The 12,628-nt window shown below is 60.7% G+C and carries 18 protein-coding genes and 1 tRNA gene; 6 read left to right on the top strand and 13 right to left on the bottom strand.

The genetic code is table 11. The features are described from left to right. The first annotated feature begins 1 nt into the window (after position 1). The 3 genes from purN to grxC are packed head-to-tail and all read left to right on the top strand — an operon-like array spanning position 2 to position 1,700. Positions 2-685 carry a phosphoribosylglycinamide formyltransferase gene (gene purN / locus WB650_RS05610; RefSeq protein ID WP_422301542.1) on the top strand — a complete coding sequence of 228 codons (684 nt, stop codon included), beginning with the start codon at positions 2-4 and terminating at the stop codon, positions 683-685. After that, the gene (locus tag WB650_RS05605) at positions 682-1,365 is read left to right on the top strand and encodes a TIGR04283 family arsenosugar biosynthesis glycosyltransferase (RefSeq protein WP_422301540.1); all 684 of its coding nucleotides are present in this window, start codon (positions 682-684) and stop codon (positions 1,363-1,365) included. Before purN ends, WB650_RS05605 begins: the two co-directional genes overlap by 4 nt. A gap of 44 nt (positions 1,366-1,409) precedes the next feature. Further along, positions 1,410-1,700, top strand: coding sequence for a glutaredoxin 3 (grxC, locus tag WB650_RS05600; protein ID WP_423959729.1), 291 nt, complete (start codon positions 1,410-1,412; stop codon positions 1,698-1,700). Between the two features lie 11 nt (positions 1,701-1,711). On the opposite strand, the gene WB650_RS05595 is transcribed toward grxC, so the two are convergent. Beyond that, on the bottom strand, positions 1,712-2,062 hold the full coding sequence (locus WB650_RS05595) for a hypothetical protein (RefSeq protein WP_422301537.1): 351 nt from the start codon (positions 2,060-2,062) through the stop codon (positions 1,712-1,714). A 94-nt stretch (positions 2,063-2,156) separates the two neighbouring features. Then, entirely contained in the window at positions 2,157-2,600 is a 444-nt protein-coding gene (locus tag WB650_RS05590; protein ID WP_422301535.1) for a hypothetical protein, read from the bottom strand. A 179-nt stretch (positions 2,601-2,779) separates the two neighbouring features. Between WB650_RS05590 and WB650_RS05585 the strand changes: the two genes are divergently transcribed. Beyond that, entirely contained in the window at positions 2,780-3,616 is an 837-nt protein-coding gene (locus WB650_RS05585) for a hypothetical protein (protein WP_422301533.1), read from the top strand. 10 nt (positions 3,617-3,626) lie between these two features. Here the strand turns inward: WB650_RS05585 and WB650_RS05580 are convergent, their stop codons facing one another. Further along, on the bottom strand, positions 3,627-3,974 hold the full coding sequence (locus WB650_RS05580) for a toxin-antitoxin system HicB family antitoxin (RefSeq protein WP_422301531.1): 348 nt from the start codon (positions 3,972-3,974) through the stop codon (positions 3,627-3,629). Further along, entirely contained in the window at positions 3,967-4,206 is a 240-nt protein-coding gene (locus tag WB650_RS05575; RefSeq protein ID WP_423959727.1) for a type II toxin-antitoxin system HicA family toxin, read from the bottom strand. The genes WB650_RS05580 and WB650_RS05575 overlap by 8 nt, the downstream gene beginning before the upstream one ends. A 143-nt stretch (positions 4,207-4,349) precedes the next feature. On the opposite strand from WB650_RS05575, the gene WB650_RS05570 reads away from it, so the two are divergent. After that, positions 4,350-4,426 (top strand) — tRNA-Arg (locus WB650_RS05570). A gap of 334 nt (positions 4,427-4,760) precedes the next feature. Here the strand turns inward: WB650_RS05570 and WB650_RS05565 are convergent. Next, on the bottom strand, positions 4,761-5,657 hold the full coding sequence (locus WB650_RS05565; protein WP_423959725.1) for a tyrosine-type recombinase/integrase: 897 nt from the start codon (positions 5,655-5,657) through the stop codon (positions 4,761-4,763). Continuing rightward, on the bottom strand, positions 5,654-6,697 hold the full coding sequence (locus WB650_RS05560) for a tyrosine-type recombinase/integrase (protein ID WP_423959723.1): 1,044 nt from the start codon (positions 6,695-6,697) through the stop codon (positions 5,654-5,656). The genes WB650_RS05565 and WB650_RS05560 overlap by 4 nt, the downstream gene beginning before the upstream one ends. Positions 6,698-7,093: 396 nt before the next feature. Here WB650_RS05560 and WB650_RS05555 point away from each other — a divergent pair, with 396 nt between their 5' ends. After that, positions 7,094-7,987, top strand: a complete 894-nt coding sequence (locus tag WB650_RS05555; protein ID WP_423959721.1) for a hypothetical protein — start codon at positions 7,094-7,096, stop codon at positions 7,985-7,987. Positions 7,988-8,035: 48 nt separating this feature from the next. Here WB650_RS05555 and WB650_RS05550 read toward each other — a convergent pair whose 3' ends face one another. The 7 genes from WB650_RS05550 to WB650_RS05520 form a co-directional block, all read right to left on the bottom strand. Further along, the gene (locus WB650_RS05550; RefSeq protein WP_423959719.1) at positions 8,036-8,524 is read right to left on the bottom strand and encodes a hypothetical protein; all 489 of its coding nucleotides are present in this window, start codon (positions 8,522-8,524) and stop codon (positions 8,036-8,038) included. Between the two features lie 89 nt (positions 8,525-8,613). Next, the gene (locus tag WB650_RS05545; RefSeq protein WP_423959717.1) at positions 8,614-9,465 is read right to left on the bottom strand and encodes a hypothetical protein; all 852 of its coding nucleotides are present in this window, start codon (positions 9,463-9,465) and stop codon (positions 8,614-8,616) included. Positions 9,466-9,477: 12 nt separating this feature from the next. Further along, positions 9,478-9,696, bottom strand: coding sequence for a hypothetical protein (locus WB650_RS05540; RefSeq protein ID WP_423959716.1), 219 nt, complete (start codon positions 9,694-9,696; stop codon positions 9,478-9,480). Positions 9,697-9,739: 43 nt separating this feature from the next. Continuing rightward, entirely contained in the window at positions 9,740-10,453 is a 714-nt protein-coding gene (locus WB650_RS05535) for a hypothetical protein (RefSeq protein ID WP_423959715.1), read from the bottom strand. A 38-nt stretch (positions 10,454-10,491) separates the two neighbouring features. Next, positions 10,492-10,689, bottom strand: a complete 198-nt coding sequence (locus WB650_RS05530) for a hypothetical protein (RefSeq protein WP_423959713.1) — start codon at positions 10,687-10,689, stop codon at positions 10,492-10,494. A 28-nt stretch (positions 10,690-10,717) separates the two neighbouring features. Continuing rightward, positions 10,718-12,166, bottom strand: a complete 1,449-nt coding sequence (locus WB650_RS05525; RefSeq protein ID WP_423959711.1) for a hypothetical protein — start codon at positions 12,164-12,166, stop codon at positions 10,718-10,720. Positions 12,167-12,300: 134 nt separating this feature from the next. Then, complete coding sequence (locus WB650_RS05520) at positions 12,301-12,516, bottom strand: hypothetical protein (protein WP_423959709.1); 216 nt, start codon at positions 12,514-12,516, stop codon at positions 12,301-12,303. Between the last annotated feature and the right edge of the window lie 112 nt (positions 12,517-12,628).

Below are 12,628 nucleotides of genomic sequence, written 5' to 3'. Positions count from 1 at the left end.
CATGGCGGAAAATCCGACGGTCAAACTCGGCGTCCTGATTTCCGGCACCGGCTCCAACCTGCAAGCTATCATCGACGCGATTCTGCGCGGCGACCTCAAGGCCGAAATCCGTCTCGTCATATCGAATCGTCCGGACGCGCAGGGACTCGAACGCGCCCGCCGCCACGGAATCGAGACGGCGGTCATCGAGCATCGCAAGTTCCCATCGCGCGAGGATTTCGATCGCGCCGTCCTCGCCGCGCTGCGCGATCGCTCGGTCGAGCTGGTCGCGCTCGCGGGCTTCATGCGCTTGCTGTCGCCGGTGATGCTCGACGCGTTCCCCGGCCGCGTCATGAACATTCACAACAGCCTGCTGCCCTCGTTTCCCGGAATCCACGGGCCGAAAGACGCGATCGAGTACGGTGTGAAGATCGCGGGATGCACGGTTTTCTTTGTCACGCCCGGCGTCGACGTCGGCCCGGTGATCGTGCAAGCCGCTGTGCCCGTGATGCCCGGCGACGACGAGCAGCTCCTCGCCGCGCGGATCCTGGAGCAGGAGCATCGCATCTTCCCGCACGCGATCTCGCTCTTCCAGCAGGGCCGTCTCGAAATTCGCGGCCGCCAGGTAATCATCAGGGGCGATTCGTCAACTACGCCAAGCTCATCGCCGCTAGTAAATCCAGCGGTGATTGACTCCAAGAGTTGAAAAAACTTTCAGCAATCGTGCCGATGCTCAACGAGTCCCCGAATATCGGCGGCACTCTGAACGCGCTTCGGCGCGGCGCTCCCAACGCCGAGATCATTGTGGTTGACGGCGGCAGCAGCGACGCGAGCGTCGCGATCGCGCAACCGTTGTGCGACGCGTTGATCAGCGCCTCGCGCGGCCGGGCGCGTCAGATGAACGCTGGCGCGCGCGCATCGCATGGCGACGCGTTGGTTTTCGTGCACGCAGATACATTAGTGCCAAAGACTTTCGCGAGGGACATCGCCGCGGCACTATCGGATCCTGCGGTGGTCGGCGGACGCTTCGACGTCAGGCTCGACGAAAGCGGCCTGCCCTATCGAATCATCGGCGCGATGATCAGCCTCCGCTCGCGAATCAGCCGCACCGGCACGGGAGACCAGGCGATCTTCGTGCGGCGCGACGTCTTCGATCGGCTCGGCGGATTCCCCGAGCTCGAGCTATGCGAGGATCTCGAATTCTCGCGACGCCTGAAACGCGCCGGACGGATCGCATGCCTGCGCACGCGCGTGACGACCTCGGCGCGGCGATGGGATCGCGACGGGCTGGTGCGCACCGTCGTTAGAATGTGGCTGATTCGCGCGATGTACCTGATGGGCGTGCCGCCCGCGCGCCTCAAGCGCATGTACTCCGACACCCGTTAGCAATCTGGAATCGACACTGGACAGGGTTTCTCGCGCGGATAACAATGGCTCTAGCGAGGTACGCCGTGGCGAAAGTCGAAGTCTACACAACCACCTACTGCCCGTTCTGCACGCGGGCCAAGAGCCTGCTCAAGAGCAAGAATATCGCGTTCGATGAAATCGACGTGACTGAAGACGACGCGTTGCGCGCGAAGATGATCGAGCTGTCCGGCGGGCGGCGCTCGGTCCCCGAAATTTTCATCAACGGCAAGATTATCGGCGGCTTCGACGAATTGAAGGCGCTCAATGACGCCGGGAAGCTCGACGGTCTGCTGGCCGAGTCAGCGCCCGCCTGAACTCCCGGCAGTTAGAACTGCCGAAACACCACGCACACGTCGGTCTTGTCGCGGACCCCAAACTCCCGCGCGCCCCACGGCTTCTTCTCGACGCGATTCGAGTTGGGATGAAGCATCTCGGGCGCTCGCGATTGAATCTCGCGATACAGCTCGTCGATGGTATCGGTCTCGATCGCGATCTGCGGCCGATCTTTCGCCGCGAATTCAGCGCTCTCGACGATGTAGGCCTTGGCGCCGTCGCGTTCGACGACAGCCAGCGTCGCGTCCTGGTGGAGAATCCTGAAGCCGAGACACTTCACGAAGAGATCGAGTCCGTCGCTCAAGCTGCTGTAGAAGATATTCGGCACCAGCCGCGTCATCATCGACGGCTCTCCTTTGACGGAAACAAAATGAGCGCGTCGCGGTTTTTGATTGTCGCGGCGCGCCCACTTTCAGATCGCAATCTGTCGCGAGGCGCTAATTGCCGTTCGGCGACGCGACCATTCCTTCGTTCATGTGATGCAACGCTTCGCGGTCAACCGACGAGTCGTATTTGATCGCCTTCGCCGTGACCGTGATCTGCGAGCCGTCGGCCGAAGTGGTCTGGTTCTCGTCGACGATAGCGTCGATCGTGTCAGGCCATTTCGCGAAGGCCATTGCCTTCAGCTTGTCGCTGATTTTGGCCTCGTCGATCGCATCGGGCGTGAACGGTTCCGTATAAGTCAAATCGCCGAGCTCGGTGTATGGCTTACCGGACGCCGGCGCCTCGGTCGTGACCCAGATATGCGCCATATCAACCCGATGCTCGAACACCTGCTGCTTTTGTACCTGCTCCTGACGCGCAGCTTCCATCGCGCCGCACGCGGAAAGCGCGAACGCCAACCCAATCGCCAACAATGGAAGAATTTTCGATGACCTCATGTTTTTCCCCAATGGATTTTTTCCCCATCGATTAAGTCGATGTACTACAATTATAGCCCCAGCGTCGGAGATGTCTAATCGTCCTCGCAGCGTAACCGGCTGACATTTTATTTCACCGAATGGCACGACGGGCAAGCGCGATAGTGTTCGCGGTACGCCGTGACCGGTAGTATTCCGGCGTGACCAGATTCGCCGCATGCTTCATTCTAGTGTTCGGAGAACTCGCCTGGGGCGGGATCTTCGCGCTTGCGATTCCGCCGTTCTTCAACGTAGAGCGAGGTTTTTACAAATCGAGCGCCTCGGTTTACCTGGCTGCATCGATTACGACCGCAGTCGGATTAGCACTGCTGGCATCGCGCGGAGGGGCACCTGCCGGACCGGGTGCAGGTTCGTTGTGGACGGCGGCCGCGCTGTGGACGTTGGCGAGCGCCGCCGTCGCGGTTTATCTCTACACGCTTTGGACCGAGAACGGTCTGATTCGATCGCGAGCCTACGCGCTTGGCCTGGGACTCGGCCTGCTCGCCTTGATTTTCAACGTGACGCTCCTGATGCCGCCGGGATTCGGCGCCGTCGGGGCAGTCACATACGCCCTCACCACGATCACCTCGGCGCTGGTGCTTGGACTCGTCAGCGGCGCGATGCTGTTCGGCCACTGGTACCTCATCGACCTCGACATGCCGGTCGACTACCTGCGCACCTACGTCCGGCTGCTGGCGATAGTGCTGATAGCAGACCTTGCAGCGCTCGGCTTCGCGATCGCACTTCCGGCAATGCTCGGCAACGCTGTCGCGTCCGCCGCGGTTCACGAACTGTTCGCCTCGCACCTCGGACTACTCGCAGTCCGCCTGCTACTCGGCCCGATCGCGACGATCATTCTGGTCTGGATGTGCTGGCAGACGCTGAAAATCCCACAAACGATGGCCGCGACGGGCCTGCTCTACATAGCAGTGATGTCGGTCCTGGTCGGCGAAATGCTAGGCCGGTTCATCCTGTTCAGGACTGCAATTCCGCTTTGAAATACGAAGGTTAGACGCTCTTTGCGAGCCTCTCCGCTACCAACGCGTTCAAGCTGACGCCGGCGCGCTCCGCCTCGATGGCAAGTGCGCGATGTACGCGCCGGTCGATACGTACCTGGAAGACGCCATGGTACTGTCGACGCGAGGGCGCCGCCGGAATCTCGATACCGCGCGCCGCGTAGGATTCCTTCGCCGCCGCCCATGCTACGTCGAGTTCCTTGAGCGCCTTCTCGGGAGTTGGTCCGAACGCCGAAATTCCAGGAAGCTCAAGCAAATGAGCCAGCCAGTCGTTGTCCTCATCAAGGAACAACTCGACCGCATAGCCGTCGAAACGATCTCGCCCTGTTCGCTTAGCCATTTGAGTCTTTATCGTAGACCTCGAGGAATTGTCTGACCTGATAGCCCTTCGCCTTTCCGCCGCGCGGCTGGATTGAGATAAGCGAGTTCTTCGGCGAGTACCAGATTTGGTGACTGCCCTTTTGTCGATCGAATATCCAGCGCGCCTGCCTCAACAGAGCTTCGAAGTCTCTGAAGGAAAGACCGTTGGGGTTGTTTCGAGCAGCCTCCAACAGCTTTCCCAGTCTGTCCACTATGTAACTGTATATAGTTACGAATCGATGTCAAGCGCAAATTCCGGACCGCACTGCCATCCCGCATCTGATTTCACCCCGAAGGTTTATTGCGCGCACTTCACGGGGTGCCTAGACTCGTGACGTTCGGAGCTTCAGTCAGCGCGCCCGTAGCTCAACTGGATAGAGCATCAGACTTCGGATCTGAGGGTTGGGGGTTCGAATCCCTCCGGGCGCGCCAATAAAAATCAGGGTATTCTTGTACTGAGCATGCCCGCCGCTGTCCCAAAAGGTACCAAATAGGTACCGGAGCCGAGGAAAAAGAAGGGGCAAGTGACCTAACCCGACTTCAATCCCGAGCCGAAGGCCGTCCAGATCTACCGCCCGCGGTTACGTCTCGCGCTGCAAAAAGCGCGGATGCCTGGAGCGCGCGACTCTGATCGCCGAGAAGGTTGACGGTGCCAGCCGCCAGATCGAATTGTGCGCGCGACACGGCGATATCGTTATCGGTGCGCATGCGGGCGACCTTGAGATACTCGACCGGCGCGACTGCCCGGTAGCAGCCGTGCGAGCGTCTACGCTCTCGGATGGAACCGCCGGTAGACAGCGCGCAGCTTCGCCGTCGCGACGTGAGCGTAGATCTGCGTCGTGCCGACGTCGGCGTGTCCCAGCAACTCCCGAATCCCGAGGGTGTCGGCGCCCCCGTCGAGCAGGCTCGTCGCGTAGGCGTGGCGCAGGGCGTGTGGATGCATCGTAGGGACTTCGGCAGTGGCGCATCGCTCCCGCAGCACCTTGTTGAATCCCTGGCGCACCATTGGCTTCCCGAGGCGCGTGATAAACAGGTGCGCGCCATCCGCCGGATCAGCAAGAGCACCGGCCTTGACCAGACGGGCCATCAGGTCCGGGTTGACCGGGACGATCCGTTCCTTGCTACCCTTGCCGCGCACGTGCACCATTCCGCGCGCTGAGTCGAGCTGCCCCGCTGTGAGGCTCACAAGCTCACTCACCCGCAAGCCGCATTCCGAGGCGACGCGAATCATCAGGTAGTCGCGGGCATCGCGACGTTCACCGCTCACCGGATCGATCGACCGGATAAGCGCGTCGAGCGCTTCGCAGCTCGGGACGCGTGGCAACGGTCGCTGTCCTGGGCGAAGCTTCAAGACGCTGGCGCCGTTGCTTTTCAGGACACCAAGCCGGACGAGGTACGCCGAGAAGCTTCTAACGCACGAGTAGAAGAGCCGCCGCGTGGCATGTGAGACGCCTCGGGCGACGGTGCTCTCCAGCCATTCGACGACGGCGGCAGGGTCAAGCTCGCAAGGCTGGTAGTGCTTCGCCTCACAGAACCGGCGCAGGTCCGCGATCGTTAGCTGGTAGGTGGCAAGTGTATTCGCTGCGAGGCCGCGCTCGATCGCCTTCACCCTGAGAAAACCCGATGAGAGTTCCTCCCAACCCTGCCGTCGCGCGGTGCTCATGCCGCCGGCCTCGACCAGCCGCGGCCGTGCGTGGCCTGCGCGGTCATGAACGCCGAGTCGAGATGAGCGTAGAGCATCGTGGTCGACAGGTTGGTGTGCCCGACCATCGCGCGAACCGAAAGAGAGTCGGCTCCGTTCTCGAGCAGGTGGGTTACGAAGCAGTGGCGCAGGGTGTGCGGCGTAATCGGCAGCGCGATGCCCGCCCGCTCGGCACGCTCGGCGACGATGTACTCCACCGCGCGGGTCGTCATCCGCTTGCGCGCGGCACGGCGCACTTTCGAGTCCGGGCGATTCAGAAACCGCGGGAAGATCGGATCATCGATCGCGGGCGCCAGCCAAGCGCGCCACCTGTGCAATTTCCGGATGGCTTTGCGGCCGATCGGCACGATTCGATCCTTCCCGCCCTTGCCCTTGCGCACAAAGACGAGACCACCGGGCGCATCGAGCTCATTCCATTTCAGATTGACCAACTCGTTCACGCGCAACCCGCACGCGTAGAGAGTTTCGACGATCGCGCCATCGCGCAGGCCGGCGGGCGTTCGATCATGCGAATCCAGATCGCACAGTCGGCACGCGTCGGCGATTGACAGGATCACCGGCAACGGTCGCGGGCGTGTCTTTGGGCGATCGATATGCTCCATCACGTTCGGTAGGTCGCGCATCGCGAAGCGAAACTGAAAAAAGGCGCTGAGCGATTGGAAGTGACGTTCGTAGGTCGTGTCGGTTACGCCGCGCTTGCGCAGCTCGTGCAGGTAGAACTGGACCGCGGGCACGTTGATCGCCGTGCTCGGGATTGGCTGGCCATATTGCGTCGACACGATCCGCTCGAAATCCCGGAGGTCTCGTCCGTAATGTTCGACGGTGCGCTCGCTATAGCTGAGCGCGCAGGTGGTGAGAAAGAAGTGCAGATCCTGCGCGAGCGTCAACCGCGCCCGGATCGGTTGCTTGTTGGGTGCGAACCGAACGACCTCCGATTCCCGCACAGGAAAGGCCGGCAGATCGCCGCCGTGGATTACCGCTAGCAGATGGGAAACTTTCATCGAAGGTCTCCTTTTTGGGCCGATGGTTATCCCGCCATCACCCTCAAGCCCCGCTACCTGTTGATCGACCCGAGCGGGATATACCACAGACTAGCGGTAGTCTGTCAAATACAGACTAGCGCTTGTCTATTTGTTTACTAATCCGCATGGCAGTAGCGAGCGATCATATCGCGCTGCTATAGAGAGCGGCGTGTCTCCCCGCTCTCGAAAGAAGGATCCTGGCGCGGTTGCGCTGGGCCGTAAGCGAATCAAGAAACTGAGCGGACCCGAGCGCAAGGAACTAGCCAGTAAGGGCGGGAGCGCGGCATGGGCGAAGCTTTCGCCCGAAGAACGCTCCGCGGAAATGAAGCGGCGCGCTGCAAAGAGAAAGCGCCGCATGCCTACTAAGCCGAAGCCGTGAACTTGGAGCACTCAGGGCAATGGTCGGCGTTGATCCTAGCAGCGTCGTTGCTGCTCCAAGGCGCCGCGGTCGCCGGCTCACACAAGCAAAGCGCCGAAAAGAATCAGGGACAGGCCGCAATAGAGACCTACTCCCCCACACAGAGCCAGCGCGAGGCCGACGGTCTTTTTTCTGCGATTCAGGCCGAGCAGTCTGACGTCGTCAAACTGACCAAGTCCATAGAGGACCAAGCCAAAGCTGAGCACGAAAAGAATCGAACCGACGACACTGCTTTGCCGCTGCTCAGCCGTCTCACTCCCCTCAGAGTTCAACAGGGGCTGCTGATCGTTGGCGTTTTCTATACCTTCTTTGCGGGGTGGCAACTGATCCAGATACGTCGGCAAGCGAACATTGCCCAGCGCACTTTGGATGTCGTGGAGCGACCCTATTTGAGTTTCCAAATTAAGGCGGTCAGTTTGGAAAATGCTCGCATGGGGTATCAGCGATTGAAAGTAGACTATAGCTTGGTCAACTCGGGGCGAACACCTGCTCGGATCAGCGACCACAATTCCGTATTGTGTCGGACCTCCTCGAAAGCGCAGCCGCAAGCAGCCCCCTACGATCCTAGTGCGGCGCAGCGAGTAACGCGTCAAACTATCGGGGCTGATCGCCAACATGAGGCGTCCATCTGGTTGGAGATCCCAAGCGGAGAACAAAGCGCAATCTTTCTCGGAGTCGAAGGTACCGAAGCCTTCGTGCATCTGTTCATGTACGCCGATTACAAGGATGGATTGGGCACACCTCACTCTTCCTACCTCTCTGGAATCGTAACGCCTGAACGCGCGGCTAAAGGCGGCTGGGACCTCCGAATTGCATTTCCACGCAGCCATCAATGCAAAGAAGACACCTAGTAAGGCGAGAACAGCGGCCCGTCCGTACCTCTGGCTCGTCATAGGACTTTAAATTCTCGTCCCTGGCTCCCTGTCCTCGATCACGCGCGCAACATTTTCGTCGACTACCGGTATCGCCGGCCGCAGGTCAGGGCCCAAGTGCAAAATGATCGAAATGCCGCCGCGCTGATCGCTGCCGTAGTCACCAGGTCCTAGCACCGCGAGGCGCCCTGCATGATCTGACCAACGCTCGGGATACCGCTTGCCGAGATATTCTTTGGCCGCCCGCCAGTCACCGGGGGCGGCGGTCCTCCAAATCGCAACGTGCGCCGACTCATCTTCGAGCTCGGCCTTTCGGTACGCATCGGCGAAGTCCGCATAGGGTTGAACGCCCGTATCACCGCGCTCAAGCCATTTTTCGAGCGTCTCGACACCGACGCCGCCCAGCCCAGCGGCGACGGATGGGAAATTGCCCGCTGCGATCGCGGCGATGATGATGCGACCCACTCCCACCGTCAGTTTGGGCGTGCGACCTGTCTTACGTTTCGGCTGTTTCACCGGAACGCTCGCCGGTGTAGCACGAGCCGCAACCTTTTCGTCTGGCTCTAGCGCATCCTTCCGACCGTCAGCGCTCGATAGAAATTTCTTCACGATGCGTCTCCGTAGCGCTGCAGCGCCGCGACCGCGAAGGCATCGAGCACCGCGGGCGAGTCCCAAATTCCACTCTGTTCAAGAAATCGCTTGAACTGGGGATCCTTGGCACCCAACTCCTCTGCCAGCTTGCACGCGCCGTCATAGAGGCCCGCGGCGTCGGCGCCGTGTCGCTTACCGAAATCCTTGATTACCTCGACCGCTCGCGCCTCGCGCTCGACTGGGCTCATTTTCTGATAACGCTCGACATCTTTTCCCGCGAAGTGGGTAACGGTCGTCATCTCCGATTGCGTGAGTCCGATCTCGTGAGCCCAAGAACTGATCGCTTTGACACCCTTCTCGGGCACTGGGTCGCGCGGCGACACCGTGCGCCAGTCAACCTCGTATCCCTCGGGGGTCTCCGGTACCTTATCCAACACGGCCCGCGCTTCGGCGGCGGTCTTGGGCTTGCCGGGTTCGGCCGGCTGCTCGTCGTTTGGCGATCCGACCCCTGAAGCTGCGATCGCGGTGAGGTGGTCCCATTCTTTTTTGGCCGCGAGGTCACCATCGAGCAATCTCGTCCGCTTCGCCGGGTCGCTGCTGAATTCTGCTAGTCGCGCCTTCGCCTGCTCGGCCGTCATGGCGCCGGCGACCGGGGCAGTGGCGGGGTTGAGCGGAACTCCCGCGACGATCCGCAGCAGCGCGTCCTCTTCGTTCGCCTCCCTGGAGCTGGGCCCGTTTTTTAGGCGCGCCTGCACCCATTCCCTGTTCGATTTCAGTTCGGCCAGACGCTCGCTCGCGCCCTCGGGCGTCTTGTACGACTCGGAAACTTCGGGCGTGCCGCTGCTCACTTGTTGTGTTGCGTCCATGATTTCACGTCCCTAGCCGATCTTCCGACTCTTGCCGCCGGTGACGTAGTTCCGGAACATGTCGAGCACCTGAAGTAGCGCGCTGTTCGGAGCCCACGCGCCTCCGCTGTTCCCGGGAAGTTTTGCCAGATCGACGCTCAGCTCTATATCGCCCGTCACCGGTGCGTCCGTGCCTTCAACGATGCTGAACTCGGTCTGTCCGACATTGAGACTGATCGAAAATTTCGCCATTGTCCTCTACCTCCTCCGCTTCGATTTGATTGCTGTGATTTTCCTACGCGGCTTTTGAACTCGGCCGCGGCTTCCCACGTTCTCGCCGGTCCTGGACCTGGGATCTCATGGCCTGCGCGCACCCGCGAAGGCTCGCCATGAAACGCTCGATGTTAAGGCGCTCGTAGAGTTGTCGACCGTAAGTGCCATGCTCCATCTCTCGTAAGCGCGGCGGCGCGTTCACTTCGGAGCGCAGGTAGGCCTCGACTGCGATCAGGTCGCAGAAGTCCTCCGAGAGGTTACGATACAGCCCCCAATTGCTCGCATTGCGATCTCCGGCCGCCTCCACAAAGTCTCTCTGCGTCGCGAACACGAGCTTCGCCGCCGGAATCACGGCGTCGATCGCGACGGAGAGTGCACGCACGGCCTCTTCGCACTTCTGCTTTTTCTCTTCCGCGATATCGCACTGAGCCTCCAGCTCTGCGATCATCTCGCGCTCGGTCGCGTTGGCAATCTCGGGGCCAAGTGACTCACACTTTGCGGTTAGCCTGTCGCGCTTCGACCTGAGTTCCTGCAGCTCGCGGCCGGCCGCCTCGCCTCCATCGGGAGACTCGATCGAATCGCGTCCAAGCCGCTGCTCGCGTGCGAGAATTTCCGAATCGAGGCTGCTGACCTCCCCGAGGGCCTCTTCCATCGCCTGGGCGAGCACGCTGCTATCTAGTGCGTCGGGCGCCGCGCCTAGCTTCTCGCGAATGAACTGTACGATCCCCTTCGCCATCGTCGTGACTCCTCTCGATTTAGATTCGTCCTTTCCCGTTAACTGCGTTTGTGTTGATTCGGTGGCTCCGCCTGCAAGCGGCCTGCGGCTGCCTCAGACGCCAGCGCGTTGCCGTGCTTCTCGTTGAAGCAATCCGGGCAGAGCCAGCGGCCATCACGCGCGCCCTTTCTCTGCTCGACGGGAAAGCGCCGATCACAATCCGCGCACTGCTGCATATCTTTGATTTCAGTTGCCATCGTCGTAACTCCTTTCGTTCGCTTTCGTTTAAGGGATGTAGCCTTTTTCGCGCGCGAGCCGGATCACCCGCCGCGCATCGTCCGCGCTTAGCGGACGGATCGGCGGAGGCGGGGTTGCGGGCTTTACATACTTTCCAAGTCCGACAGCTTCGAGGTCGGGTTGGTTGTCCTGGATAGCCTTCACGCGCGACGCCCGCAGTTTGGCCGGATCGCTGACTCCATAGGTCAGGGCGTTGTAGTCGTTGATGGTGTTAGTCCGCAGATCGTTCATCGTGGGCAGACCCTTGATGGCCGCCAGTCTGTTGTAAAAGTCAGGACCGATTCCGACTGCTGTCACTCCCGGAAGAGATTGAAACGCTCGCTTGATTTGGTCGTTGTCCAGCCGCCGCTGCTGGCCCTCCACCGTCGTGAGTTGCCGCTTCTGATTCTCGATCGCTGCGTTGAGCGGGATCGCACCCTTGCCATAAAGCTCGGCATTCATCGGCCCGTTGATGGTGCCGCGCAAGGTCTCAAGATCATTCTCATCGTTCGTCGCAGCGATCTGTTTTTGCATGGCGGCAATCGCACCAGGATTCCCGGGCGGCATAAAGGCGTAACCAGTTATCTGCTGATAGTGCTCGGGGCTGATCAGACGATGGGTCGCGGCGTTCTCTAGCCCCGCGGTGTCGAGATTGCCTTCATGGACCTGTTGCAAATATTTCTGCGTGAGACTCGCATCGAGATTTCCATTTGCTACGTCCATCATTTCCTTCGGGCGACGCATCGTCGCAGTTGCCGTAGCGATTGACGTCGCTTCCTGCGCAGGGTCGATCGAGGTCGCGTATTGCTTGAGATAGTCACCGAGGTACGGTGCGAGCGCAGGATTAACCGCGACGGCTCTAGCGCCCTCGGTAAAGATCGTGCGCGCCGCCAGCTGATGGTAGTACTGATTCTCGATCGGGCGCGCCGTAGGGTCGACGCCTTTATCGATGAGGGCCACCAGGCCGCCGTGCGGATTGTTCAACGCTGAGTTGGCATCGGCACCGAGATGAAACACCGGATGATCGTTCGGCCCGGCCGTTGAAGGATCGAAGGGCGTGCCATCCGCATTGAAGGCTTGAATTCCCTGCCCGATAGTCGCGGATGCCATCCTGATCTCGCTCTGCATCCTGAAATCATTGTCCTGATGGACTCTTTCTGCAGCCTCCGTTGGGAAGGAACCGAACTGCTCGGCAAGGTGTTGCGCCATCGCGAGTTGTAGATTTCGGGCGACGGCTCGATTCGGTGGATTCGGATTCGCGGGGTCTGTAGTGCCGGTCAGATGCTGCTGGGCGAGAGCATTGCTGGCCTTCTGGAAGTTGCTGATCATGTCCGGTATCTGCTGCCCGGAATTCAGTGCGGCGACCTTCGCCTGGCCGACGTCAGCCTGGAATTGCCCCATACGCTTCATCGTGTCGACTGCGTTGGCTTGGGCTTGCTGCTTCAGAGATATGTCCATCAATGGAGCGGCGGCCGCTTCTAGGGCTGGACCGGCGGTGTCGATTATTGGCTCGGGGCGAAATGGATCTCTGGGAAGGTCTGGACTAGGAGTCAGGGTGCGTTGCTCCACAGTCTGAATTGGCGTCCCGCTGCTCATTCGATTGGTCTCCCTTTCTCGAGTTCGATTTGTTTTCCGTACACCGAGTGTAACAACCGCATCCGCTCTTCGTGCTCTCGATCGCGCTCGCGGTGCTCGGCGGTTGGTGTCTTGGGCGCGTGCACTTCTTGTTTCTCGGCACGCCAGCGGTCCAGTGAAATGACTTTCCCCATGGTTGCGCCCTGCCTATAATTCCGTTCCGTGAAGCGCATCCTGGCAGCCCTCTGCGCTTGCTTGTTCGGCTACGGCGTAGCTGTTGGGGCCTTGGTCGCGGAGCGCCCCCTCGACACGCCCGCTTTCGCCGCACCATTCATGAGGTGGTGC

The sequence above is a fragment of the Binatus sp. (SeqCode) genome, from assembly GCF_049584895.1.
In the GTDB taxonomy this organism is placed as follows: Bacteria; Desulfobacterota; Binatia; order Binatales; family Binataceae; genus Binatus.
The sequence above is the reverse complement of the archived record's forward strand: the minus strand, read 5'-3'. Positions and strand labels throughout refer to the sequence as shown.

What these genes read in the sequence shown, in the direction of transcription:
- WB650_RS05525 (WP_423959711.1), bottom strand. Translation starts at nt 12,166, where the DNA reads ATGGACATATCTCTGAAGCAGCAAGCCCAAGCCAACGCAGTCGACACG.
- WB650_RS05520 (WP_423959709.1), bottom strand. Translation starts at nt 12,516, where the DNA reads ATGCGCTTCACGGAACGGAATTATAGGCAGGGCGCAACCATGGGGAAA.
- WB650_RS05560 (WP_423959723.1), bottom strand. Translation starts at nt 6,697, where the DNA reads ATGAAAGTTTCCCATCTGCTAGCGGTAATCCACGGCGGCGATCTGCCG.
- WB650_RS05535 (WP_423959715.1), bottom strand. Translation starts at nt 10,453, where the DNA reads ATGGCGAAGGGGATCGTACAGTTCATTCGCGAGAAGCTAGGCGCGGCG.
- WB650_RS05590 (WP_422301535.1), bottom strand. Translation starts at nt 2,600, where the DNA reads ATGAGGTCATCGAAAATTCTTCCATTGTTGGCGATTGGGTTGGCGTTC.
- grxC (WP_423959729.1), top strand. Translation starts at nt 1,410, where the DNA reads ATGGCTCTAGCGAGGTACGCCGTGGCGAAAGTCGAAGTCTACACAACC.
- WB650_RS05595 (WP_422301537.1), bottom strand. Translation starts at nt 2,062, where the DNA reads ATGATGACGCGGCTGGTGCCGAATATCTTCTACAGCAGCTTGAGCGAC.
- purN (WP_422301542.1), top strand. Translation starts at nt 2, where the DNA reads ATGGCGGAAAATCCGACGGTCAAACTCGGCGTCCTGATTTCCGGCACC.
- WB650_RS05545 (WP_423959717.1), bottom strand. Translation starts at nt 9,465, where the DNA reads ATGGACGCAACACAACAAGTGAGCAGCGGCACGCCCGAAGTTTCCGAG.
- WB650_RS05565 (WP_423959725.1), bottom strand. Translation starts at nt 5,657, where the DNA reads ATGAGCACCGCGCGACGGCAGGGTTGGGAGGAACTCTCATCGGGTTTT.
- WB650_RS05530 (WP_423959713.1), bottom strand. Translation starts at nt 10,689, where the DNA reads ATGGCAACTGAAATCAAAGATATGCAGCAGTGCGCGGATTGTGATCGG.
- WB650_RS05540 (WP_423959716.1), bottom strand. Translation starts at nt 9,696, where the DNA reads ATGGCGAAATTTTCGATCAGTCTCAATGTCGGACAGACCGAGTTCAGC.
- WB650_RS05580 (WP_422301531.1), bottom strand. Translation starts at nt 3,974, where the DNA reads ATGGCTAAGCGAACAGGGCGAGATCGTTTCGACGGCTATGCGGTCGAG.